The organism is Pedobacter sp. (genome assembly GCF_045628745.1).
Lineage (GTDB): Bacteria > Bacteroidota > Bacteroidia > Sphingobacteriales > Sphingobacteriaceae > Pedobacter.
This window is the reverse complement of record NZ_JAZQPU010000391.1, coordinates 1-2,711: the sequence shown is the minus strand read 5'-3', so window position 1 is coordinate 2,711 and position 2,711 is coordinate 1. Positions and strand designations below refer to the sequence as shown.

Genomic DNA, 2,711 nt, shown 5'->3' with positions numbered 1-2,711 from the left:
GACAGTAAATTATGTACCATCGGAGAAGGAACTTCTGAAATACAAAAGATTGTTATTGCAAGAGAAGTATTAAATACATAACTTGGAATAATATTTAAACCGCATATTCTAACCAAATATATTTATTTCAAGACCGGAAAGCCTTATCTGTTTTCTGGTCTTTTTTATTTCCTTTAATTTTTAGGATGTTCTCATTGAATAATAAATAATAAGTGTTACCTTTGCAGTCCTAAAAACAACGAGAGGAGGTATTTTAACGTTATGATTATAATTAATATTAAAGACGGCGAATCACTTGATAAAGCGCTTAAGCGTTTCAAGAAGAAATTCGAAAAAACAGGAGTTTTAAGAGAACTTCGTAGCCGACAAGCATACGAGAAAAAATCTGTTACTCGTCGTACATTAGTGAAACACGCTATTTACAAACAGAACATGCAATTAGAAGGAGCAGTTTAACTCCCTCTTTTCCATCATAGAAAGCGCTATCGTTTATTCGGTAGCGCTTTTTTTGTTTTTATATTTTTTGTTATTTGCGGATTATACTTACAAATTACGTATATTCACTTATTGAGTTTTCTATAAGCAGCGTCTATGGCTATTGAAATATTTTTATCTTATTTAGCGAATGAGAAGCGTTACTCCCCACACACTATCCTTTCTTATAAAAATGATTTGTGCCAGTTCCGTGATTATTTGTTGACTACTTTTGAGCTAAATATATTAGAAGCACAATACGTGCAGGTGCGTGATTATATCGTTCATTTAATGGATAATGGTACCGGCGCAAATTCAGTAAGCCGAAAAATGTCTGCTTTGCGCAGTTTTTACAAACATAACCTTCGGCTGGCCATGGTTACTTCCAGCCCCATGGCACAAATCCGTAGCCCTAAAGCGGCAAAACCCTTACCTGTATTTATTGATGATAAAAAGCTGGATCAGCTGCTGGATTCTGAAGTGTATTTTAACCCTACCTTTTCTTCTGTGCGGGATAAGTTAATTCTGGAAGTGCTATTTGGTACGGGTATGCGCCTTGCTGAATTGATTGCACTCAAAGATAGTGACGTAGATTTCTACCAGGGCAGCGTAAAAGTACGAGGTAAAGGTGATAAGCAAAGAATTATACCTTTACCTAAACCTTTAATCGTTTTGTTAAAAGATTTTATAGATTTGAAAACATTACAAATATTCGACAACAAAACGGAAGCGTTAATCGTTACAGATAAAGGTAAAGCAGCAAGCCGGCCTTTTATCTATAGTACAGTGAAAAGTTATTTGACGTATGTTTCTACGCAAGACAAGAAGAGTCCGCATGTTTTAAGGCATTCTTACGCAACAAGTTTATTAAACAGGGGTGCAGACCTTAATGCAATTAAAGAGTTGCTGGGGCATGCCAGTTTGGCCTCCACCGAGGTTTATACGCATAATTCAATAGAGAGATTAAAAACAATTTATAAACAAGCCCATCCAAAGGCATAAAAAAGGAGGACAACATGAAGATTACAGTTCAATCGATCCATTTCAATGCAGACAAAAAGTTATTAGAGTTTATCCAGCGTAAAGTTGATAAGCTGGATCAGTTTTTCGATCAGATTATAAGTGGAGAAGTTTATTTAAAACTGGAAAATGTAGATGATGAGGCTAACAAGATTAGTGAGATAAAATTAAATGTACCAGGCATGACCATGTTCGCAAAAGAGCAATGTAAAACCTTTGAAGAGGCGACAGATTTGTCCATTGAATCCCTGAGAAAACAGATTACTAAACATAAAGATAAAACAAGAACCAAATTAAGTGAACATAAAGAAATTTTAAGTTCGAATGAAGTGTCTGATTATTAGGCATCTATTTCAACATATATTAGAATAAAGATTGACGGCCTTAAAACCGTCAATTTTTTTTTAAAATAATTTTGGATAGGTAATAAATTCTTGTAGATTTGCATTCCCAATCGGAAGAGGCGTTAAGCTTTTAAGAAAAGGGAAAAGGTTCTATGAAAGTTTAATTTAATAAGCCTCCTTAGCTCAGCTGGTAGAGCAACTGACTTGTAATCAGTAGGTCATTGGTTCGATCCCGATAGGAGGCTCTTTTTACTCGACATTGAAAGATGTTGGCAGTTTAAAGAATGGGGGGATACCAGAGTGGCCAAATGGGACAGACTGTAACTCTGTTGTCGCGAGACTTCGAAGGTTCGAATCCTTCTCCCCCCACCATAAAGAAGCGAAAGTAGCTCAGTTGGTAGAGCGATAGCCTTCCAAGCTATAGGTCGCGAGTTCGAACCTCGTCTTTCGCTCTTCATATTAAAGGTGGGCAGTCGGCTAAAAGGGATTGCAAGCTGAGATTAGCCGAAGTAGCTCAGCGGTAGAGCACTTCCTTGGTAAGGAAGAGGTCGTGGGTTCAAGTCCCATCTTTGGCTCATAAAGGAAAGGAACTTTGTAAAGTCTGTAATAAGAACAGAGGGCGCAAGGTTTTTTGTATTGAATAATATCAAAACAACAAATAAAAATAAAAGTTAACCTACTAATAAGTATAAAAACATGGCAAAAGAAAAGTTTGACCGCAGCAAGCCGCATTTAAACATCGGCACAATCGGTCACGTTGACCACGGTAAAACAACCTTAACAGCAGCTATCACTAAAGTGTTATCTGATGCAGGTTTATCTGAGGCGCGTTCATTTGATTCGATTGACTCAGCTCCTGAGGAAAAAGAAAGA

Annotated in this window: 4 protein-coding genes and 4 tRNA genes; all 8 read left to right on the top strand. The window is 36.8% G+C overall.

What is annotated here, in order from left to right:
- The first annotated feature begins 261 nt into the window (after positions 1-261).
- The gene (gene rpsU / locus ACR2F7_RS14375) at positions 262-456 is read left to right on the top strand and encodes a 30S ribosomal protein S21 (protein WP_432714236.1); all 195 of its coding nucleotides are present in this window, start codon (positions 262-264) and stop codon (positions 454-456) included.
- Positions 457-591: 135 nt separating this feature from the next.
- Entirely contained in the window at positions 592-1,476 is an 885-nt protein-coding gene (locus ACR2F7_RS14370) for a tyrosine-type recombinase/integrase (protein ID WP_432714235.1), read from the top strand.
- A 14-nt stretch (positions 1,477-1,490) separates the two neighbouring features.
- A complete protein-coding gene (gene hpf / locus ACR2F7_RS14365; RefSeq protein ID WP_432714234.1) occupies positions 1,491-1,838 on the top strand; it encodes a ribosome hibernation-promoting factor, HPF/YfiA family in 348 nt (115 codons plus the stop codon).
- A 172-nt stretch (positions 1,839-2,010) separates the two neighbouring features.
- Positions 2,011-2,083, top strand: a tRNA-Thr gene (locus ACR2F7_RS14360).
- A gap of 41 nt (positions 2,084-2,124) precedes the next feature.
- Positions 2,125-2,210 (top strand) — tRNA-Tyr (locus ACR2F7_RS14355).
- A 7-nt stretch (positions 2,211-2,217) separates the two neighbouring features.
- Positions 2,218-2,290 (top strand) — tRNA-Gly (locus tag ACR2F7_RS14350).
- A gap of 51 nt (positions 2,291-2,341) precedes the next feature.
- Positions 2,342-2,413 (top strand) — tRNA-Thr (locus ACR2F7_RS14345).
- Between the two features lie 121 nt (positions 2,414-2,534).
- Positions 2,535-2,711 (top strand): GTP-binding protein (locus ACR2F7_RS14340; RefSeq protein WP_432714237.1); only part of this gene is annotated, 177 nt, incomplete at its 3' end.

Bases quoted from the DNA above. Each gene is read 5' to 3' on its own strand.
- rpsU (WP_432714236.1), top strand. From the start codon at position 262: ATGATTATAATTAATATTAAAGACGGCGAATCACTTGATAAAGCGCTT.
- ACR2F7_RS14370 (WP_432714235.1), top strand. From the start codon at position 592: ATGGCTATTGAAATATTTTTATCTTATTTAGCGAATGAGAAGCGTTAC.
- hpf (WP_432714234.1), top strand. From the start codon at position 1,491: ATGAAGATTACAGTTCAATCGATCCATTTCAATGCAGACAAAAAGTTA.